This is a genomic window from Lunatimonas sp. (genome assembly GCF_020832325.1).
Lineage (GTDB): Bacteria > Bacteroidota > Bacteroidia > Cytophagales > Cyclobacteriaceae > Lunatimonas.
In genome coordinates, this window is the sequence record NZ_JAFIEU010000018.1 from 59,160 (window position 1) to 77,794 (window position 18,635).

General features: G+C 46.3%; 17 protein-coding genes and 1 tRNA gene. 6 read left to right on the forward strand and 12 right to left on the reverse strand.

The genetic code is table 11. The annotated features are described in order from the left end of the window. Positions 1-170: 170 nt before the first annotated feature. The 12 genes from JJU34_RS06920 to JJU34_RS06975 form a co-directional block, all read right to left on the reverse strand. Positions 171-404 (reverse strand): hypothetical protein, encoded by a 234-nt coding sequence (locus JJU34_RS06920; RefSeq protein WP_228691604.1) that lies wholly within the window; start codon positions 402-404, stop codon positions 171-173. 91 nt (positions 405-495) lie between these two features. Beyond that, positions 496-1,746 (reverse strand): serpin family protein, encoded by a 1,251-nt coding sequence (locus JJU34_RS06925; protein ID WP_228691605.1) that lies wholly within the window; start codon positions 1,744-1,746, stop codon positions 496-498. 181 nt (positions 1,747-1,927) lie between these two features. Then, entirely contained in the window at positions 1,928-3,640 is a 1,713-nt protein-coding gene (locus JJU34_RS06930) for an FAD-dependent oxidoreductase (RefSeq protein WP_228691606.1), read from the reverse strand. Between the two features lie 100 nt (positions 3,641-3,740). Continuing rightward, on the reverse strand, positions 3,741-5,882 hold the full coding sequence (locus JJU34_RS06935; protein WP_228691607.1) for a hypothetical protein: 2,142 nt from the start codon (positions 5,880-5,882) through the stop codon (positions 3,741-3,743). 259 nt (positions 5,883-6,141) lie between these two features. Then, positions 6,142-7,935, reverse strand: a complete 1,794-nt coding sequence (locus JJU34_RS06940; protein ID WP_228691608.1) for a nucleoside-diphosphate sugar epimerase/dehydratase — start codon at positions 7,933-7,935, stop codon at positions 6,142-6,144. 515 nt (positions 7,936-8,450) lie between these two features. Continuing rightward, on the reverse strand, positions 8,451-9,362 hold the full coding sequence (locus JJU34_RS06945) for a hypothetical protein (protein WP_228691609.1): 912 nt from the start codon (positions 9,360-9,362) through the stop codon (positions 8,451-8,453). Between the two features lie 97 nt (positions 9,363-9,459). Beyond that, a complete protein-coding gene (locus JJU34_RS06950; protein WP_228691610.1) occupies positions 9,460-10,194 on the reverse strand; it encodes a YdcF family protein in 735 nt (244 codons plus the stop codon). A 182-nt stretch (positions 10,195-10,376) separates the two neighbouring features. Further along, positions 10,377-12,215: an asparagine synthase-related protein gene (locus JJU34_RS06955; RefSeq protein ID WP_228691611.1), complete on the reverse strand. Its 1,839-nt coding sequence runs from the start codon at positions 12,213-12,215 to the stop codon at positions 10,377-10,379. Positions 12,216-12,230: 15 nt separating this feature from the next. Next, on the reverse strand, positions 12,231-12,677 hold the full coding sequence (locus JJU34_RS06960) for a lasso peptide biosynthesis B2 protein (RefSeq protein WP_228691612.1): 447 nt from the start codon (positions 12,675-12,677) through the stop codon (positions 12,231-12,233). Beyond that, positions 12,658-12,939, reverse strand: coding sequence for a PqqD family protein (locus JJU34_RS06965; RefSeq protein ID WP_228691613.1), 282 nt, complete (start codon positions 12,937-12,939; stop codon positions 12,658-12,660). The genes JJU34_RS06960 and JJU34_RS06965 overlap by 20 nt, the downstream gene beginning before the upstream one ends. 34 nt (positions 12,940-12,973) lie before the next feature. Further along, positions 12,974-13,858: a sulfotransferase domain-containing protein gene (locus JJU34_RS06970; protein WP_228691614.1), complete on the reverse strand. Its 885-nt coding sequence runs from the start codon at positions 13,856-13,858 to the stop codon at positions 12,974-12,976. Then, positions 13,848-14,753, reverse strand: a complete 906-nt coding sequence (locus JJU34_RS06975) for a hypothetical protein (protein ID WP_228691615.1) — start codon at positions 14,751-14,753, stop codon at positions 13,848-13,850. The genes JJU34_RS06970 and JJU34_RS06975 overlap by 11 nt, the downstream gene beginning before the upstream one ends. A 302-nt stretch (positions 14,754-15,055) precedes the next feature. On the opposite strand from JJU34_RS06975, the gene JJU34_RS06980 reads away from it, so the two are divergent. From JJU34_RS06980 to pth, 6 genes are all read left to right on the forward strand, one after another. Then, entirely contained in the window at positions 15,056-15,541 is a 486-nt protein-coding gene (locus tag JJU34_RS06980) for a methylated-DNA--[protein]-cysteine S-methyltransferase (protein ID WP_228691616.1), read from the forward strand. Positions 15,542-15,581: 40 nt separating this feature from the next. Continuing rightward, positions 15,582-16,082 (forward strand): GNAT family N-acetyltransferase, encoded by a 501-nt coding sequence (locus tag JJU34_RS06985; protein ID WP_228691617.1) that lies wholly within the window; start codon positions 15,582-15,584, stop codon positions 16,080-16,082. Between the two features lie 66 nt (positions 16,083-16,148). Further along, positions 16,149-16,230 (forward strand) — tRNA-Leu (locus JJU34_RS06990). 90 nt (positions 16,231-16,320) lie between these two features. Then, a complete protein-coding gene (locus tag JJU34_RS06995) occupies positions 16,321-17,247 on the forward strand; it encodes a ribose-phosphate pyrophosphokinase (RefSeq protein WP_228691618.1) in 927 nt (308 codons plus the stop codon). Positions 17,248-17,289: 42 nt separating this feature from the next. Continuing rightward, complete coding sequence (locus tag JJU34_RS07000) at positions 17,290-17,871, forward strand: 50S ribosomal protein L25/general stress protein Ctc (RefSeq protein WP_228691619.1); 582 nt, start codon at positions 17,290-17,292, stop codon at positions 17,869-17,871. Between the two features lie 202 nt (positions 17,872-18,073). Then, positions 18,074-18,634: an aminoacyl-tRNA hydrolase gene (pth, locus tag JJU34_RS07005; protein ID WP_228691620.1), complete on the forward strand. Its 561-nt coding sequence runs from the start codon at positions 18,074-18,076 to the stop codon at positions 18,632-18,634. The last annotated feature ends 1 nt before the right edge of the window (position 18,635 follow it).

An 18,635-nucleotide genomic window follows, 5' to 3' on the forward strand; every position in this document is an offset into this window, starting at 1 on the left:
TGGTGATTTTTTTCAAAAAGAGCAATATGGTTACCTTGGGATTTTAGGATGAAACCCAGACTGCGTGTAGTTGGCAATTTCTCGACTTTATTGGCTCGAATTTGCGATTGGAAACGGACCGAATTACCAATGAATGGGGAAGGCAAGTAGAGGAAGGTCATTCATAAACGTTACTGCTCACCTTTCTCTGCTCGCTTTTTCATCGCCCTCCTCCAAAACAAAAAGCCGATAAAAACCAGTACGGGTAAAATGATAAAGAGGACCAGATTAGAGGTTTCGCTTAAATCCACCGGTCCCCTTGGCTGGGGTATATCTGGCTGCATCTGGGCAAAAACATGCCCAATTGCTATATACATTAGCCATACACTACTTGCCATCACTTTAACTACGATTCCTATTTTCATGACAAATCCTACTTTTTATAACAAAAAAAACTTGCTGTCTAGGTAAATTACCACAAATAGCAAGCCACAAGTACTGCCCGAAAATGAAAGTTTAATCGGTTCTGGAAGGATCAGTGATTTTTCCCATAAATAAAATGGCGCCACTATGGGCCTCCTGTATAAAGAACAAAAAGGGCTTTTCCACCCGGTAAGTCATCGGACCACTGGGCGCTGACGTCAAAACCACCTCCACGATGGTGGCAGCCGCTGCTTCTGTCCCCTTTTCGTCCACTTCGATAAAGGCATCGTGCATGATCCTACTAAGTTCCATTCCACCGGTCACTTGCTCAAACAGCTCCGAGAAATTCTCCGGATGGGAAAAAAAAGGTGTCTCCAATCCCAGTTGAATTAATGCTTCTTTCAGTTCATCCTGCTTTTGTCGCATCTTAAATTTAGGGAAGCTCAACTGTATCTCCCGCGTCATTGCATTGGCCCGATACGTGCTTAATTGCTCCAAGGTCAGGTTTGATGCCAATTCTTCTAACTCAAAATCCTCACTGACCAAAACACCCATCGAGTATTGTCCCGTACTGTAAGGAATTTCCAAGTAGGTTACCCCTCCTTGTTGGGAAAAGCGAATATCCGCTCCCTTTTCCAAGGACATCATATCCACCTCTACTTGCTGACCCGACGCAATTTGAAACGGCTCCTTTACGGTGTTTGAGGTCGGAAACTGATATTTCCAGTCCCCTTTGAAATAGATGGCATTTACCAAATACATGACCGCATCTGCGGGAACATAATCCAGCATATCCTTGATGATACCGTTGGTCTTGGATTCTATCCAATGATTGATGATATCCTTCGCCTGTGGGCTACCCATGTTCAGCGAGGCTACCTCAGCGGCATAGTAGTCAGCTACGGTCTGTCGAAATGCTGCATTTAACTGCATTCCCTCTCGGTACCAGATGGAATTGGCAATGGACATCTTGACCTTGGGATCCACTGCTAGCAAAAATTCCGTTAGCTCCTTGGCCCCCTTATTTGCCTCCTCTTGATTCACGTTTCCAAAACGGAGAACCTCCAAATATTCCCTCAATATATCGCCCCGGTTTCCATTCATGGTCATACTGAGCGCTTGGTGAATACTGTAGGGACTGAAAAACTGATTGGGCTCACCAGCCTGCTGCAATTGCCTAAAAAGATCCAAAGCAAATAAGGAACTGGCATCCACCACTTCCCGCTCATAGGCTTGCAGCGTACGAATATTGGGCATAAGCGGAGCTTCTGGTTCGTTGCTGCTTTCACAACCCAGCAGCATTCCCGCTATCATACAGGAAAGGACATACAGTAATCGCTTCATAGCATCCATTTGGTTTAGGGTTCATTCTTACCACCAAGACGCAAAGACCATCCTAAATGCTACAAAAAAACACAGTTTTTTTATCAAAAAATGGCACATCGATCCGAAAAGAGGCAGAGAAATGGAAGCCCTAACGTATAAAGCACGATCAAAGGGCCTCCATACTCCATAAATCAGACCACTAGGGCCAATGCGTTTCTATCCCCTGACTCCGAATAAATCGCTGAAAATCAACTAGCTTCTCGCGATTTTCCCGCACAGCGATGGGCCGTTGTCCAGTTTCCAGGCAGTATGCGCCCAACATGCCTACGGCTTCACCAATACTCCATTCTACCGGATGTAGTCGGTAACAGCCATTGGTGATGTGGGTGGTTCCAATATTTTTGTTTGCGGGCAAAAGGTTTTCTGTTTCCTGTGGAATCAACGACCCAAGTGGAATTTGGAAAGGAAGCGAACCAAAGTCAATGTAATTATCCCCTCCGCTACTTGGATGCAGGTCGATATGATAATACCCGACTCCCACGCTGTCATAAAAATCGGGTGCCTTCACTGGACCGTCTCCAGTCATGACCATTTTTCGGTTTTCTGCGCCCACATGCTCTTCCAACACCGTAAACAGCGCCTTGATTCTCCGGGCCTCCCGCACATAGGGGTACTTAGCTAGGCCGTCTTCGGTCCCCATCACATCTCCTCGGAGTCTGAGCCCCGGCCAGCCCTGTCCCCCATCCGGTCTGGGGGCCTCGGTTTGCAGCCAATACAGCAGTGAAAGACTAAGCTGCTTACCTCGCTCCACATGATGATGAAAGGTCTCATCGTCCACATCCACGATATTGCCTAGCATGTAATCGTTTTGCGGCCAATTGACAATGGTGATATCTCCGGGGTAATGGCCCTCAACAAAATTCGCTTTATGGATCAATCTTCGGTACAACCAAAGGTTGAGGCTATCACCTGTGGGAAGCCCCTCGGGGTGAAATCCCAGTGCTTTGGGTTTCAAGTCCCTGGGGTTGGAGTAATTTAGTTCCAAAATCTTCCCCGACCATGGCGGGCTGAGCGGTGGGGTGTGATTGCGCCAAAAATCGTACTCCCGGGGCTTTGGAATCACGTGGTCTTCCCCCGGCACGTAGTCCATGGCAAAACACATGGTAAATGCCTGATTGTTGGTAGGGTCTGCTGTATCGGCTGCGTGCAGCTCGTTGGTCTGTGCCTTGGATTCCGCTCCGGTCACATAGGCCGTACCTGTCATAGGGAGTAGGTCTCCCAATTCGGTTGCATCCACGAAGTAAGGAGCTTCCAATGCATAGATTTTTTCGAATCGCAAACTTTTTACATGCAACGCCTTTACTTTCTTGTCATTTACTTCCGCACCTACCGCCTTATGTTCGAGTAGTAGTACCAACTGCCGATTACTCAGATAGGGAGCCATCATGTCATGTAATACGGCAAGTGCTACCCGGGGCTCGTGACAAAGTCTGGAAACAGAACCATTACCCGGATTCAGAAACTCCTGCGCCTTTGCGTCTGCGGTGAGAGGGTAAAACTTCTTGTAGTATTCCCGCACGGCTGTCCGAAAATCACGGTACAACTGGGGGGCGCCGTGCGTCTCTATCCACTGATGTTCGTCCGGTGGCACACCTTGCTGGGTAATCTGTCCACCCACCCAATCCGTCTCCTCGGTTAAAATCACCGTCAACCCATTTCGAAGCGCAGCAAATGCGGCGGCGCACCCGCCCAAGCCCCCACCTGCCACTACCAAGTCAGCAGAAAGACTATCGGTACCAACGAGCACCTTTCGTTTGGTCACCGGAACAGCATAAGCCGAGGAACCAAAGGGAGAAACCCCCAACAACCCGCCTCCGAGGGCCAGGTTTCCAATAAAATTTCTTCTGTTCATCTATATTCAATTATTATTTCATCTATTTTACAATCTGTCATCACTTCCGTATTTGAGGATTACCTTGCAAGGGTCAACTTTACATAGCGCCGACGATACACTATCTCGTATTAAACATCCGTTTATAGACCTCATCGAAAGGTTGCTTTACTTGTGAGTCCGAAGTAAGTTCCCAATAACTTTGCTTTTGCAAAACAAGTACCTGGGTGGCCACAATCCAACTTTGGGTCCATCCGGTGAGTGTTCCCCAAGCACCCCATCCTACGTCGGCGTTGGATGCCCAAAACTCCCAACGTTCGTAATCAAATGCTCGAAACCAGGCCCCATCCAAATCCGGAAACCGATCACTTTTCACTTGGATACGGGTAAGAAAGTCGGATAGTTTTTCCAATGCCGCAAAATACTCCCTATTTCCCGTCGCATGGGCCGCTTCATTCAAGCTAAAAAAGGCAAAATTACTGGTATACAGCATATCTGCTATGGGGTCGCCATTGGCAAAAATCAACGGCGCCTCGTGCAGCCCATACTCTTCGTTGGATTTGGTCCTTCCATAACGCCCTTTGCCTTCTCCTCCCAACTCCTCGCGGATAGCACCGGAGGACACTTGGTTTTCGAGCAACTTCCTCACGATCCGATCCAGCCACTCCCGGTGTTCTGGAGTATCATCCACACGTACCAACCATGCCAATGGTAGTATCATTCGAGCCCTTTCCTGTTGAATCCCATTGGTCCACAGCCACTCGTCCGGGTAACTTTCCATGGTGATTTTGATCGCAGACTTCGCCTTCTCTAAGAGAGGTTCGTGACCGGTCTTGTCATACAGCCATAGGTACAAAGCCCACATCCAAGATTCAAAATGGGGGGCAGGATTAACCACATCCCTATCCCAATAGTACTTCCAACCATTACGGTGTAGGTCTTTGTTTTCAAGGCGATTCAGCCGAAACCCGGACTTTCCGGTCGTGCGGAAATTAGCGAGTATGGCCTCCACCATCTCTTTATCCCACTGAGAGAGCTCCAAGTGAGCAGATGCACCAAGAATACCCAAAATGGCCCGTGCATTGTCGTCTCCATAATATACGTGTGGGTGGGTATGGGACCAACCTATCAGGCCATAGGCGGCAGAATCAGGATGACTTCTTGGCCCGGTTCGGAGGTTTTCTTTGAAAATATAATCTATGAGATGTATTGCAGGCTGCCGGTATGCTTCCGAACCTGATAACCGTGAAGCGGCTGCCAAGGCATAAGCACCCTCCCCCTGCACATCGGCGCGGATCCAATACCGGTACTGTTGCGAACCATCAAAATAGATATTTGATGAATGCCCTTCCAACAACCCCAAAGTTCCGTCGCCTACGGGTGCCGCCTGTGGTACTGGAGGCCCCACAGGGTTTAGCCCGTCACTTTGATACGTTAGCCACCTTTCCTTCCAGTCGGCATGAATGAAAAACCGACCTTTGGCAAACCAATCTACGCCTCTTTTCACGCTTGCACGTTTGGCCTCTTCACTCACAGTTCCTCCCGCTTCCAGTGTCGGCGAGAGATACCTCGGCCAGGTACCATAAGAGAAGTCCTCCTTTCCTGTCAAATCTGACACTAGGGTCGACAACACGGCTTTCCAATGATCCTCTGGACCGTAACGGGCCTTTCCAAAATCAGAAAACTTGCTAAAAGACACAAATCCAAAATCACCTTTGACCAATAAGGGGTAATTGGGTACGCCTGCTAGTCCATATTCCGCCCGGTCCAGGCCTGCCACCTTGGCCAACACCAGCAAGGGGCTCTCCGCATCGGAAGAGATGATATGACAATCATTGATCCCCAAAATCTTGAGCGAATCCAACGCATCACTGAAGTAGGCAGATGCCACCACTCCACGCTCCAATCGGGTCTGAAGGTTATCCGAAGCTAAATGTAAACCGGGAACAAAATCTGGATATTCTATATAGGCCCTTTGCTTCTTCTGCTTCAGAACATCATAGAATTCTGGTAACACCATCGTTCGGGTATTGGGATAGTCGGTGGCTAGCACAAAAATAACCGACCCTTCACCCGCAGCCTCAGCGGCAGAAAGTGCGTCGGCAAAAAAACGAACTGCGAAGCCCTCGCCTTCCAGCCATCGAATCAGGTCCGAGTCGCTGTCTCCAACAACGCTAAGCGTAACTTCAGAATTGGAACAACCTAGGAAAGACAGCGAAAGCAGAAAGACAAAAATCCAGTAGCCAATAGATTTCAAACGCATAGGAAAATGGGTTTACATCCAGATAAAGACCCAAATTAACGTATTGCGCCAGAATTAACAATTTCTTCCGGGAATCGGGTATCGAAATAGAGTTTCTTAGTCGGTACCGGTTAGCAAGAAACTACTGCTACAAAATCAATTGGTTCGTGTCAGAACACAGTTGAAGCCACTCCTAGTCAGCCTGCAACGGAATACCTTTCGAAAAAAGATCAAATGGACCTAGCAATAAAGGCCGCCACCCTGACGAGTATTTAAATACCTACTTCTCGTCCACAAACTTTTTATCAAGCGCTTCGAAACGCGAACTAGCACTGATATACTCAGGAACCATCTTTTTCATTTCTAATACCAAGTTCCAATCTGTGTTTGCCTCAGTCAGGTCCTTGCACCGCTTGATACATGCATCGATCTCGTCCAGATTTCCAGGGATCACATTGGCGATAAAGATTTTTTCGTGCTTTTTGAACTGATGGGTTGATTCACCGTTGTTGAGCAACTCTTCGTACATCTTCTCCCCGTCTCTCAAGCCAACGATCTTGATGTCAATATCTACACCCAACTTTTTTCCGCTAAGGTGAATCAACTTTTTGGCAAGGTCAATAATTTTCACTGGTTTGCCCATGTCAAAAACATAGATTTCACCACCATCTCCCATCACACCGGCTTCTAACACGAGTTCACACGCTTCTGGGATGGTCATAAAGTAACGGGTCATTTCAGCGTCTGTGACCGTAACCGGACCGCCTTCTTCGATTTGCTGGGTAAATAAGGGAATCACTGATCCATTTGAACCAAGTACGTTGCCAAAGCGCGTAGTGATGTACAAAGGATGATTTCCTGGCTGTGTCTGTGCCAATCGCTGATTTAGGGATTGAATATACATTTCTGCCATTCGCTTCGAAGCGCCCATCACATTGGTAGGATTCACGGCTTTATCCGTAGAAACCATTACGAACTTCTTCGTGCGATACTTCAAGGCAGCATCAGCCATATTCTTAGTACCCCACACATTTGCCATAAAAGCCTCCTTGGGGTATTTCTCCATCATGGGCACATGCTTGTAGGCTGCAGCATGGAACACGTAGTCTGGTCTAAACTGATCAAATATTTCATCAACCATAGGCCTTCTCCTCACGTCTGCCAACAGCACCTCTACATCTACCTCGGGAGCACAACGCTTTAAAAGATGTTCGACATCATACAGTGCAGATTCCGCCATGTCTAAAACCAGCAACTTATGGGGTTCAGCACGGGAAATCTGCTTGGCAAGCTCCTTTCCAATGGATCCGGCTGCACCACTCACGAGCACTACCTTACCTCGCAGTTCTTCGATCACCAGCTCGTTTTTTAACTTAATACTCTTTCTGCCCAACAGGTCTTCTATGTTGATTTTTCGGATTGAATTGGTTTCTAACTCACCGCTTATCCATTGATTTACAGGGGGAATAGTATACACTTTCAGACCCTTATCCAAGGCCTCCTCCATGATTTCCTTTTTTCGGTCGTAGCCAATCTCCAACGCAGCCACGATCATCTCATCAGGCTGATGCTTTTGCATCACTTCATCCAACACCTCCATGCCGCCAAGGATCTTTATACCCTGAACATACTTCCCTTTTTTACGAGGGTCATCGTCCAAAAATCCACAGTTGATGTATTTATATTGATGGTCTTTTTTTATCGCTTCGTGGGTAAGCACACCTGCATCTCCAGCACCGAAGACCAATACCCTGCGGATCGGTTTGTCGTGTTGACTGTTTTTTAGCCGATATAAAAAATCCTTTACAGCCAATTTATAGGCGAAAAGCGTGATAAAGGATATCATGGTGGCAATTATAAGTACGGACAAAGGTACCAAAAACCCCATATCCGTGTATGCATTGATCAATAAGGTAGCTACAGCGACCAGAAAAAACTGAATTGCTAAAGTCTGAAAAAGCCTGATTCCGTCCCGAATACCAGAAAATCGAACGATCACGTTATAGATCTTGGTGAAATACATCACCATAACTCCAACAAAGCAGTAAAACAAAGCCCCCCTGAGAAATTGCATATCAAGCATTTGGTTCATCTCAAAGTTTGATCGCACAAAGAATGCTGCCAAAGCTGAAATGAATAACACTAACGCGTCAATAAATACAATCGCGAACCGGGGAAGGATCTGTACTGTTCGTAAAACTCTTGCTGCAAATTCAACCATAAAAATAGATATTATGCCAACCGCTATTTTATGACCTTTCAATGTAAATACCCACCTGAAATACTAAGATGTAGGAAGGCACTAATCACTTAAAGGACAGTTATACGAGATATCAATGTTACAGCTTTGTGAGCCTGCAATCTTTAATCACTAACTAGCACACAAAGTAACTCAATCGCATTGAAAAAAAGAATTATTTTCTAAAAAAATAAGATTATATTTTTTAACTAACTCCTATTTTGGTCCGATTGCGAAGTGATCCAACACCTAATTTTTATTTAATAAGCCCCTATTTCTAACTAATTACTAAAACTAATTACCCAGTCAACTGTACTCGGGAAGTTTTTACAAAAAAAGTATAAAAAACCCTACTGGAGCACTCGCTCGTCAATAGCAACTGCAAGCTCCTCGTAGGTGGGTACCGTCGCTGGCCGGATGACAGACCAAAAAGGTACTTCCCTGCAAATTTGCGCCAAAAGTTGAAAAAGAACCTTTTCCTTGCCCATCAGTTCCAGCCAAACCCTCAGGTTGATGTTGTTCTTTAATACAGCCATGCCCTGCACAGAGCTAAGCTTTTCAATGGAAATTTCTTCTCCAAACTTTCGAATAAACATCACACCACCCAGCTCTTTTGCCTCTGTGACAAAGCGATTGTGAAAAAACACATTCGTCCGTCCCGCTTCGGTAATGGCTGGAATCCCATCTGTTACTGAAAATGTCCGCTGATTCTGCATCGTTCGTTCCCGGATTCCGGCAATCGGATAGGTCGGTGGGGCCATCAGTTTTCCCCCTTGGGAATTAACTAACACCAGATCGTCGGAAAAAAGGGTGTATCCACGTTCAGAAAGCTTCAAAGCGGTGGATGATTTCCCAGCATGCGACCTACCTACAATCATCCAAAGTTTCCCTTGCCTATCCAGCACTCCAGAAGCATGAAACGGGAAAAGACACCGTTGAAATAAAATCGCTGACATACATCGACCATAGATATATCCCCCCAACAAGCGTATGTCCTGTGTGAAGGGTCTAATCAAGATTTCTCTTCCATCTCGGATGTAATAATGCGCTACCCCCTCAACCTTGTACAGTAATTCGCGATCGTTCACCTCGGAATCAAACGCCTCTCCCCTTTTTTCTTGAATCAACGATAACTCCAATCCGGATTCGTCGAGGCAAATCAAGACCCTGTCGATTGGCAAAGATCCCGTATATCCCATCATTCCCTGCATGGGAATATCTGATTGGATAACCAATCCGAATGCCGTATATAAATAGCTCATAGTAGTTTATATTCTTTTCAGACGTCTTTGAAGAACCATCGCCCAAGTAGTAGCTTTCAATAGTTCAATTTTACCTGTATTCGATCAGCCAACTTATCTACCAACCCAGCGTCAACATCCCCATCCACTCGTGAAGAACCAAGGACCACAGGTTTATCCCTTCTATCGAGGGGACAAATTCTTGTGCTAGGTTTCGACTTGGGTTCTTGGGTACGATTAAATGATGCGGAGAAGGAACCACCTCAATTCCTTGCTTTTCAAATAGCTTCTTTGCCCTTCGCATGTGCAGAGACGAAGTCACCAAGATCAGCTTATCATGATATGGAAATTTCTCTTTGAAGTGCAGGGCTTCCTCAAAGGTGGTCTGAGGTGTAGGCACGGTCTCTATCTTAGCACTCTCCACCCCGAGCTCCACGGCCGCCTGTGCATATACCTCGGCTTGGGAAATAACACCTGGACGCCCGGATCCCGACACCACCAAGCTCGACTCGGGACTGAGTTGCCATAGTCGACAACCCTCGATTAACCGCAGTCGAGCATTTATATGCAATTGCTGAACGGGAGACAGTCGCTCGTCTACCGTAGAACCTGCCCCCAATACTAGGATAGGCAGGCCTTCCATTCCAGCCTGCAAAAACCGAAGCGGTTGAAGATCCTTCTCCCACTGACCGATGATCCACTTAGGTAATGTACCAAAAAACAAAGGCAACAAGACCAGTGCAACAATGCTGAGCCATCTCCGGCTTTTCCAACTAAGCGTCGCCACTAAAATTAGCAAAGCAACCAACCAAAATGCTGGATTAATTAGAAAGTAGTGGGCAAAAACTCTCATCAATTACTAATTTATTTTTCATTCATGTGTCCATAATTGATTTTTCACAGGTCACAACTTGTCCCGGTTTATCGGGATGGAATCTCGCCTGGTTACCCGGATAGCTCGGGGTAACCCAGTGTGTGACGGTCGCGTCATGCTCGATTTCATCGAATCATTTGAATGAAACCGTATATAGTGTACTATTTACTTGACTCACAGAGAAATATCAACCCAACCGCTCTAGATATATCTCCAGAAAGTAAAACCGAAGCTTTTTCGCTATACTGCTTCATCTTTGCCTCCAGCGCGTTGATGTTCACGTATCTCCTTGCCGGGTGGTTGGGGCCTATACCTCTTATCAACTCCCAAAATGCCCCTTGCTCTTTCACGAACCGTTCCTGCCAATCGGCACTCTGCAGCCCCTTTTTGGCGTTAAACGCAACCTCGTCGGGCAGCAATCCCTTCATAGATTGCCGGATAAGATGCCTTCGCATACCCCGTCGATAAAACTCCTCTGGCACACCCAAGCAAAAGGTCATCAGATCGGCGTCGCTGGTCGGATCCCAATGGATCAGACCTTTCTCTTGGGACAAAGCCTGCCAAAAGATGCTTATCTGATTGTTGCGAAGCCCCATCAATCGGTAGCGGCTTTCGCCGACCCAATCGGGAATTTCCCGATCCAGTGCATCGGGCTGCTGCCTCGATAAATCATTGAAAACAAAACTTGCCAAAAAGTCTTGGTTGATGACGGACTCACTGGGAATATTCGAAAAGCAGCGGGGAATTTTCTTAAAAGAACCAAGCGATTTCCTACCTTGTAGGGTGTCCCAATAGATACTCTTTGCCACTTCCTTCAGCGAGGACTTCCATCTAACAGGCCGCTCCCCATTCCAGGAGACGGTGGCATTACCTTGCTGCCCTACCAACATCAGGTTAGCTCCCAGTTGCTTCGCTCGATCACTAATTTCATAGATCCAGTGAAGGTTTCCAATACCATGAGAAAGTTCCTGAAAGGTGGATACACTGTAAGCGATGGAGTCCAATAATGGGTAACTGGTTCCATCGCAAATCTGCTGGTCGATATTGCCGGCGTACTTTGCCGTCAACCCGGCATAATAGTCTTCATTCTCAAATTTATATTGACTTTCTTTGGGGGGTGCGCTAGTGGTTCCTGTGAAGGAAAGGAGCCTACCTCCTGAAGGCCGCAGGGCCTCAGCTACCAAAACCGACACAGACCCAGAGTCCAATCCACCACTAAGGTGAGAACTCAAACGGGCTCCGGGAATCATTCGTTCGGTAACCGCTCGTCGGTACACCTCCAAAAATGCTTCCAGGTAGTCCTCTTCTTTCGCAAAATGCACTTTTTTTACACGATCAAAAAACCAATACCTTTTCTTTACTAGCGATAGATCTGCCTTGATTAGGAGCGAGTGCCCCGGAGGAATCGGAAATACGTCTTTGTGAACGGTTACAGGATCCGAAATACGACTGATGAGTAGCCTTTTAAGTATATATAATTCATTAAGAGGCATTGACTGAAAACAAGCGGCAAGAAGGAGCTTCTTTGAGTTGGAAATCAGCACTTCATTTCCTACACGGGAATAAAAAATGGATCGGGTCGCCAGGTGATCCACTGCCAAGAAGACCTGCTGCTTCGTTTCGTCGAATAATACCACAGACCAATCTCCATCTAGATGATCGACAAAACGTTCTCCCCATTTTCGATAAGCATGGTACAGAAACAAAGCATTTTCAGCATCTGGATTTTCGAGCTCGCGCTCATTGATTGCGGTCTTTAAGTACTCCCGATTGTCTAACCTTGACTCTGCAATCAATAGCACCCCCTCACGCGAAAGTGTCGAAATCAAGCGAAAGGGAGCACTCCCTCCCTCACCAACTCGTACGAATAGACCAAACCCACCATTGGACAGGGTACTTGAATAACCAGATAAGACCGAACAGGGGCCGCTCGAAATCTCTCCCACCCTTTCGGAAAAACGGTTTTCATCTTTGCAATAATACGCCAAAAATGTGTTCATGATCGGTATCGCTCGTCAAAATTTGATTTCAAAATAGTCCTCGATTCGGCAATGGCCACTCACAAAGCGGCCACCCGCCAAGACCCATGCATGGGCCTCACGCTTACCGTTTGAGGAGTTTTTTTTCAATCCTACGTGGTAGGTGTAGGGAATACGGTGCTTTCTCAGTAGACGGATAGCTTGCCAAGCTTGATGCCTGCAAACATTCAGCCATGGGATGTACCTCGCCCCCATACGGATGGCTGCCGAAATATCCGCAATAAGCTCCATCTGCTCTTCCGACGCCGGGAGATCCGCAGAAAGGCTGTCCTGCTGGTAAAGGCGCTCGGAAGATGCCAATGGACTCCGGAATGTCACTAGCATGCCTCGGTAGGCAGAAAGCAACACCACCTGTAGAAAAAGAATCCTTCTCCTTCGTTTTAAGCGAAAAAAACTGGCTACCTTAGTCAGCAATACGTTCATGAATGTATCCCTTTTCCAGCAGGATATTTACAGACTTCATTAGCTGGCTTGTGCAGGTTTCTTCATCTACTTCGTACTCATCGATCAGTTTGCTTTTGATCTCCAGCAGGCTTTCTCCTTCCTGTAAATACTTGAAAATACTGCAAAATGTCGGATTGAGATTCAGGTATTGATTGTTCTCTACGTCAAATAACACGCCTTCGTCGTCTAATTCCGTAAAGAGAACCTTTTCTTCATTTACCTGATAGTATTTATTTTCCATATAATATTGATAAAATGGTGGATGTTGCAAGCAATCATTTGGGTCCTACCCAGCTGTTCATTTCTATAAGGTGTTTTTTGGCTTCCTCCCAGTAACCGAAATACTTCATCATCTTCTCACTACACTGCATAATCCGTTGTATTTGCCTAGAGTCGAGCTCCTGCTTCCATCTTCCGGTTTGCCCTTTATGAAAGAATTTCATCGAAGAATAAGGCTTTTCATTAAATCCTTTACTAGCTTCCTGTTCCTGAAGCTTCTCAAATTGCACCAAGTCCAACGCCTGCTGTACTTGCTCCGGTGAATAGTGAAGGCCAGCAGCCTCCAAGGTACGATGAAATGCCTCCAGCGAATGTTCCTTCATGTCCTCGTAACGGAGGGCCTTGACCGGGATGTTCTGCTGAAACATCCAACTTTCCGCATGCTTGGACCAAGTACTCAGTAACTGATAGCTTTGCTGCCAAGAATGGTTTCTTTTCACAAACCCAGCTGACTCATTACAGATAAACTTATCGATGGTTTGATCAACACTTTGATTATTGTGGTTCGCAAAGGAAAGAACCACATCCATAGGATTTCTTACCAGGTAAATGACAAAACCAGCAGGAGGGTCCGCTATTATGGGTTTTCCATCCCATTTTGAGTAAGAGTAGGCATCGTGAACCTTCAAAAAGCGTGGCTTTTCCCCTTCCGATAAGAAATAATGTATCGCTTGCTTTCTGTATACTTCAATTTCGCTGGACCTGAGGTCATCAAAATCAGTATCCAGAATCTCTTCCCATATTAGTTTGGAAGAGAAAATGCCTTGGGTAGCCATCCGATTGATATCGACTTCCCCCTTTTCCAGCGCAGTAATAAATGACCGAAACCATGTATTACCCGATTTAGGGTAGGAAGCCAGCCAAATCAACTTATTTTCCATACTGAGAAATAATTTGGAGGTCAATAGCTTCCGAAAACTCCCCAAACGTCTTCTTACCTTTTGGACGACAAGCCATCCAAAACGGTATATTTTTGGCGATTGAGGTAATGAGTTTGAACTGGGTAAGTTGTTTGTTCATTCCCAAAATCCATTGCCTTCGGTACACATTGTTGCCAAGGTGCTGCATTCCTACACTGGGCTTTATCGGATTGATAGTGATCTCATCTCCCTGCTCCTGTAGATAGATAATACCCTTTACCGGCTTCGCACTAGCCTGAAACTGCTCGTGAAAATGAATACCAAATTTTTCCACCTCCGCTCTTATTTGAAAGGCAGATGCTTCATCGTAGGATTCCTGATTTTCGAGCGTTCCTCGCCACGCCCGAATCATCGGGTAAGAAGGGGTTGCCATACACCGCCCATTTTCCATAAATACCAACGCGGTATCATCGGTAAAAACGGGGTAGCCCCGTTCTTTCAATTTGAGCGCTGTGGTGGACTTGCCGGTCCGGGAGGGGGCTGATAACAGCCAAACGCCATCTCCATCCAACACCCCCGATACATGAAAAGGAATTAGGTTGCGCTGAAACAGCATAGCGGCGATGGCATTGGAATAGAAAAACAACAATATGCTACTCCAATCCTCCGTAGCTGGACATATCCAAATCTGTTTGCCTTCACGTACAAAATAAGTGGCCGTATCGGGCACCTGATACCTAAATTCCTTGTCGTTGTACGAAGAAAACGGCTTGACAACAGTCGGTGCGTTGCTAAATTCAGGCAGCTGCGAGACAATCTTGACCTCAAAATCCGTCTCGCCTGAATCGCTAGCTAAAAAGGCAGGGAGCTCCACGTCAGACGCACACCTGAGCCCAAAGACTTGGTGATAAAACATAGGTTGGTAAAAGATGTTATAATAATTGCCGACCAAATATATGAGTAATACTCAGGTAAAAACAACATATAAACCATTTAATTATCCAAACGCTTACGTTTTCAAAAAATCTTATATGAGACTAATACACTAAATATGGGCCTACAGAGGCTCCACTGTTATTTAAACGCTGAAAAAAGACTACCTTGCGAGTGCGTTCCACATGTACTTTTGCAGGCTGCATGTAGGAACCGAATACATAAGGGTGAAAAAGTCAGGCAGCACCTGAACACACACAGGCATTTAACCAATCACCCAAACATATGAGAAAAACCATGGTAATCGGCTCTCCGCTCGGTAATATCCGATTAATCTCAGAGGCAGGGTACCTGCTTGCCTTGCAGTTTACGGATGATCCCGAAGCGGTTGATGGAGACAGCGCCTTTTTGCTGGAGGTAAAGCTTCAGCTGGACGCCTATTTTAAAGGCGATCTTCGGATTTTTGATATCCGGGTAGCTATAGGCGGCACAGATTTTCAAAAAAGGGTTTGGATGGAGGTCAATAGAATCCCGTATGGGTCTACGGCCACCTATCAAGATATTGCCAAAAAATTGGGTAAGCCTAAGGCTGTACGGGCAGTCGGTATGGCAAATCGTGCCAATCCACTACTAATCGTTATCCCCTGCCACCGCATCATCGCCCAATCGGGAGAACTGACCGGCTATGCAGGCGGGTTATGGCGCAAGCTTAAACTCTTGCAACTGGAGGCCCGTGACAAGCCGGGGCAGCCCTATAGCTTGGGCTTTTAGTACAGTCTCTTTTCTTCCCCTCGCGCGAAAAATCCGCATCATGCCGTTGCCAAATACCGAAACACGTTATATTCGCACCATGGTAGACGTTACAATCCACCCCTTTAGACCGGAGCTTGCCCCATACTTTCTACAAATCAATAGGCAGTGGATAGAGTCTTTTTTTTCCATGGAGCCTTTTGATAGAGAGCAATTGGAAGATCCTCTAAAATCGATCGTGCTTACAGGCGGACAGGTTTGGTTTGCAGAATGGCAGGGCAACATGGTCGGCACGGTAGCCGTCAAGGCGCTGGGTGACGGCACCTTTGAATTGATTAAGATGGGTGTGTTGCCCGAAGCTCAGGGTCAAAAAATCGGATGGAAACTGGGCCAAGCGGCTATTGCATGGACGAAGGAAAAAGGCGCTACAAAAATTGTATTATATAGCCATTCAATCCTCGCACCTGCTATCGCGCTTTACAAGAAATTGGGATTTCGAGAAACGCCTATAGAATGTGGGAAATACGCCCGCTGTGACGTGAAAATGGAGATTGTTTTTTAGAAATTAGCTTCAGCCTGCTTGCATGACCGCTTTTTCCTTTCTACTTTTGCAAACCTATACAGAAACGCGCACGTGGTGAAACTGGTAGACACGCCACTTTGAGGGGGTGGTGCCTTCGGGTGTGGAAGTTCGAATCTTCTCGTGCGCACAATGCCTTGCTTCTTAAAGCAAGGTTTTTTTATTACCTTTGGGCCTTCATCCCAAGGAATCCATCCACAAAACTATCAACCAAAACCCCATGCCTGAGGTAAAAATTTTCTCCGGGACTAACACACCGGTTTTAGCAGAAAAAATCGCAAAAGCTTACGGTCAGGATTTGGGAAAGTTAACCATCAGCAAGTTTAGTGACGGCGAGCTTTCTCCGAGTTTTGACGAGTCCATACGAGGATGTAATGTCTTTTTGATCCAATCAACCAACCCTTCCGCAGATAACCTGATGGAATTGTGCCTCATGATAGACGCCGCCAAGCGGGCGAGTGCCTACAAGGTCTGTGCGGTCATACCCTACTACGGCTATGCAAGGCAGGACCGAAAGGATCGCCCACGGGTATCTATCGCTGCAAAACTTATCGCCAATATCCTTACCTCGGCCGGTGCAGATAGGATCATGACCTGCGATCTTCATGCGGGACAAATCCAAGGATTTTTTGATATTCCTTTGGATCATTTAAATGGATCGGCTATCTTTGTGCCCTATTTGAAAAGCCTTGACTTGGGCAACCTCATTTTCGCCTCGCCGGATGTGGGAGGAGTAGGCAGAGCAAGAGCCTATGCCAAGTATTTTCATTCAGAAATGGTGGTCTGTGATAAGCACAGAAAACGGGCAAACGAAGTGGCTTCCATGCAGATAATCGGAGATGTGGAAGGGATGGATGTGGTACTGGTAGACGATTTGGTGGACACTGCGGGAACCATCTGCAAAGCGGCCCAAATCATCATGGATAAAGGTGCCAACTCGGTTCGGGCAATCTCGACTCACGGCGTCTTATCCGGCAATGCGTATGAAAACATTGAAAACTCAGTACTCTCTGAACTGGTCATAACAGACACCATCCCAGCGAAACAAACTTCGTCAAAAATTAAGGTTCTCACGGTAGCCGATTTGTTTGCCAAAGCTATCCATGCGGTGACGGGAAATGAATCCATCAGCGCGTTATTTATTTAGAAAAAAGAAACATTATTTTCCACAATTATACAACGAGTATTTATGAAATCAATTGAGATTATAGGGTTTAAAAGAGCAAATCTCGACAGCAGAGAACTATCCCAAATCAGGGAAGAAGGAAATGTTCCTTGCGTAGTGTACGGTCCCGGAATCAAAGAACAGATCCACTTTTATTCTCCCATCATTTTATTCAGAGACTTGATCTATACCCCTGAGGTGCACATGGTCGAACTGAACATCGAGGGAACCAAGATCAAGGCTGTATTGAAAGAAAGCCAATACCACCCAGTAAGTGAAATGATCCTTCACGCGGATTTCTTGGCTTACAGTGAAGACAAGCCAATCAAAATGGAAATCCCTGTAACCATCACCGGGTCTTCTCCTGGTATCATGAAAGGTGGTAAATTGGAAATAAAAACCAGAACCTTAACCGTAAAAGGACTAGCAAAAGATCTTCCGGACAGCATCCCTGTTAACATCTCCAAACTAGACTTGGGCAAGTCCGCCAAAGTGGCTGACCTGAAGGGCGAGAACTTTGAAATCCTTACCAGTCCAAACGTGACAATCGTGACGATCGGTATCCCAAGAGCGCTCAGAGGCAAGAAAGCCGGAGAAGAAGCATAATTCAACAACTGCGAAATCATTCTGAATCCTGTCTCCGAGAAAGAGACAGGATTTTTTTGTTAAACCATCGCACCAATGGCATGAAATCGAGCTTGACGATCGTCACACACTGGGATGCCCCGATGGCTATCGGGGAAAACGTGCGGCCTGCCTGCCGGAATGCAGGGACTCCATCTGACCTTTGAAAAACAATTATAGACACATGAAATACCTGATAGCCGGCCTTGGTAACATAGGGCCCCAATATGAGCTAACCCGCCATAATGTAGGCTTCCTAACCCTTGATAGACTGGCAGATGTCAAGGGACTGCCCTGGGAGTCAAATAGACTGGCATTTACCAGTTTCTACAAACACAAAGGCCGCCAAATTCACCTAATCAAACCGACCACCTATATGAACTTAAGTGGAAAGGCGGTAAACTTCTGGCTAAAAGAACTAAAAATTGACCTCAATAATTTGCTCGTAATCGTGGATGATATCGCGCTTCCTTTTGGCAAGCTCCGGATGCGTCCAAAAGGATCGGCAGCAGGACACAATGGCTTGAAAAATATTGAGGAATCTTTGGGCACCCAAGCATACGCACGGCTTAAGTTCGGTATTGGCGATGATTTTCCAAAAGGCCGTCAGGTAGACTACGTGCTGGGAAGATTACCCGAACCCGAACTGGCAGAACTGCCCCTAATCATGGACCGCGCGATTCAAATTACAGAGTCCTTTTGTACCGTAGGCATTCAACAGACCATGAATCAATACAACCAGTAAA

Excerpts from the sequence above, each read along its gene's own strand:
- JJU34_RS06920 (WP_228691604.1), bottom strand. The coding sequence starts at position 404 with ATGAAAATAGGAATCGTAGTTAAAGTGATGGCAAGTAGTGTATGGCTA.
- JJU34_RS06925 (WP_228691605.1), bottom strand. The coding sequence starts at position 1,746 with ATGAAGCGATTACTGTATGTCCTTTCCTGTATGATAGCGGGAATGCTG.
- JJU34_RS06930 (WP_228691606.1), bottom strand. The coding sequence starts at position 3,640 with ATGAACAGAAGAAATTTTATTGGAAACCTGGCCCTCGGAGGCGGGTTG.
- JJU34_RS06935 (WP_228691607.1), bottom strand. The coding sequence starts at position 5,882 with ATGCGTTTGAAATCTATTGGCTACTGGATTTTTGTCTTTCTGCTTTCG.
- JJU34_RS06940 (WP_228691608.1), bottom strand. The coding sequence starts at position 7,935 with ATGCAATTTCTCAGGGGGGCTTTGTTTTACTGCTTTGTTGGAGTTATG.
- JJU34_RS06945 (WP_228691609.1), bottom strand. The coding sequence starts at position 9,362 with ATGAGCTATTTATATACGGCATTCGGATTGGTTATCCAATCAGATATT.
- JJU34_RS06950 (WP_228691610.1), bottom strand. The coding sequence starts at position 10,194 with ATGAGAGTTTTTGCCCACTACTTTCTAATTAATCCAGCATTTTGGTTG.
- JJU34_RS06955 (WP_228691611.1), bottom strand. The coding sequence starts at position 12,215 with ATGAACACATTTTTGGCGTATTATTGCAAAGATGAAAACCGTTTTTCC.
- JJU34_RS06960 (WP_228691612.1), bottom strand. The coding sequence starts at position 12,677 with ATGAACGTATTGCTGACTAAGGTAGCCAGTTTTTTTCGCTTAAAACGA.
- JJU34_RS06965 (WP_228691613.1), bottom strand. The coding sequence starts at position 12,939 with ATGGAAAATAAATACTATCAGGTAAATGAAGAAAAGGTTCTCTTTACG.
- JJU34_RS06970 (WP_228691614.1), bottom strand. The coding sequence starts at position 13,858 with ATGGAAAATAAGTTGATTTGGCTGGCTTCCTACCCTAAATCGGGTAAT.
- JJU34_RS06975 (WP_228691615.1), bottom strand. The coding sequence starts at position 14,753 with ATGTTTTATCACCAAGTCTTTGGGCTCAGGTGTGCGTCTGACGTGGAG.
- JJU34_RS06980 (WP_228691616.1), top strand. The coding sequence starts at position 15,056 with ATGAGAAAAACCATGGTAATCGGCTCTCCGCTCGGTAATATCCGATTA.
- JJU34_RS06985 (WP_228691617.1), top strand. The coding sequence starts at position 15,582 with ATGCCGTTGCCAAATACCGAAACACGTTATATTCGCACCATGGTAGAC.
- JJU34_RS06995 (WP_228691618.1), top strand. The coding sequence starts at position 16,321 with ATGCCTGAGGTAAAAATTTTCTCCGGGACTAACACACCGGTTTTAGCA.
- JJU34_RS07000 (WP_228691619.1), top strand. The coding sequence starts at position 17,290 with ATGAAATCAATTGAGATTATAGGGTTTAAAAGAGCAAATCTCGACAGC.
- pth (WP_228691620.1), top strand. The coding sequence starts at position 18,074 with ATGAAATACCTGATAGCCGGCCTTGGTAACATAGGGCCCCAATATGAG.